Source organism: Dyadobacter sp. CY312 (assembly GCF_021390535.1).
In the GTDB taxonomy this organism is placed as follows: Bacteria; Bacteroidota; Bacteroidia; order Cytophagales; family Spirosomataceae; genus Dyadobacter.
Window position 1 is genome coordinate 1 of sequence record NZ_JAJUXG010000053.1, and the last position, 1,457, is coordinate 1,457.

Genomic DNA, 1,457 nt, shown 5'->3' on the forward strand with positions numbered 1-1,457 from the left:
TTTGAGTTTGTATGTTTGAAAAGTAAAGCTTCGGATTAAGTTTCACAGTAACTTTAAGTTGACAGAAGTGATAACTAAAACCCGAAGCTCATGGAAACTAATTTAAGGAATTTTGACGGAGAATCCATTTATGTAGGAATTGATTCTCATTTGAAAAGTTGGAAAGTAACGGTTATGTCCGATGAGATGGAGTTACGAAACTTTACCCAAGAGCCAGACAGTAAAAAGCTTTCTTTGTTTTTACATAGAAATTATCCGGGTGCAAATTTCAAATGTGTCTACGAAGCAGGATTTGCAGGTTTCAACGCGCAAAGAGAATTAACTTCTGAGGGAATCAACTGCATGGTTATCCACCCTGCAGATGTACCTACAACAGATAAGGAAAAACGTCAAAAAAGTGATCGTATTGATAGCCGAAAACTTGCCAGAGGTTTAAAAAATGGAGATTTCAAGTCTGTATTTGTACCAGAGATATTGCAGCAACAGGACAGGTCACTACTGAGAACTTATGACAAAATTATCCGGGATACCACCCGTGTGAAGAACCGGATAAAGTTTTTTTTGATGTTCTTCGGCTTGTGTATCCCTGATGAGTTTCGGGGGAAGAATTGGACAAAGGAATTTATTAATTGGCTAGAAAAGCTTAATCCCGGCGGCTATGGTAATTTAAGTCTTCAGATACTTTTGGATGAATACCGGATGCTCTCTAGCCAGACAATTTTATTACGGAAACAAATTAAAGAATTATCAGAGCAAGCAAGATATAAAGCGAATGCTGAACTACTAAAGAGTATTCCCGGAATTGGTACTTTGACTTCAATGATCCTGTTGACAGAGATCGGGGATATTAATCGCTTCGCAGGTCTAAATGAGTTGTCTGCATATTTTGGTTTGATTCCTAACTGCCATGATAGTGGCGAAACAAAGCGGGTGGGACGTAATACCAAGAGAGGGAATGTGTATCTGAAATATATCCTTGTCGAGGTTTCGTGGATGTCTATCAGATATGATTCATCTTTGCTTCTAACATACAAATCAGCTGTCAGAAAAATGGATAGCAATAAAGCAATCATTAAAGTCGCACGAAAGCTACTCAACCGGGTCAGATTTGTACTTAAAAATAAAAAGCCATATCAAGTGAATATGGCCTGAAATCAGACATAGTCTATTAAACCATTATGCGGGTCAACGCTTGAGGGTGTCTGTGACGCTATCATGTAGGCTGTTCACTATTTTGAGTTTGCGTCCCGTATTTGTATAACATAACAACAAGACTGTGACTCTTCACAAGAAGATGTTCACTAAGAGAAGTGTGGTTTATAGAATTTAAGGGGTCCCGTTAAAATGAGATAACCTTTCAGGTTAACACATTTCAACGGGAGATTAATAACTTATTGTCAAAATCTAACAAATAAGCCTAAAATTTAATCCTGGACTTGTTTTTCAACATAGAAGAC

1 protein-coding gene is annotated in these 1,457 nt (G+C 37.6%); it reads left to right on the top strand.

The window, feature by feature from the left end; genetic code table 11:
* The first annotated feature begins 90 nt into the window (after positions 1 to 90).
* Positions 91 to 1,152 carry an IS110 family transposase gene (locus tag LZG71_RS30315; protein WP_233827028.1) on the top strand — a complete coding sequence of 354 codons (1,062 nt, stop codon included), beginning with the start codon at positions 91 to 93 and terminating at the stop codon, positions 1,150 to 1,152.
* Positions 1,153 to 1,457 lie beyond the last annotated feature (305 nt).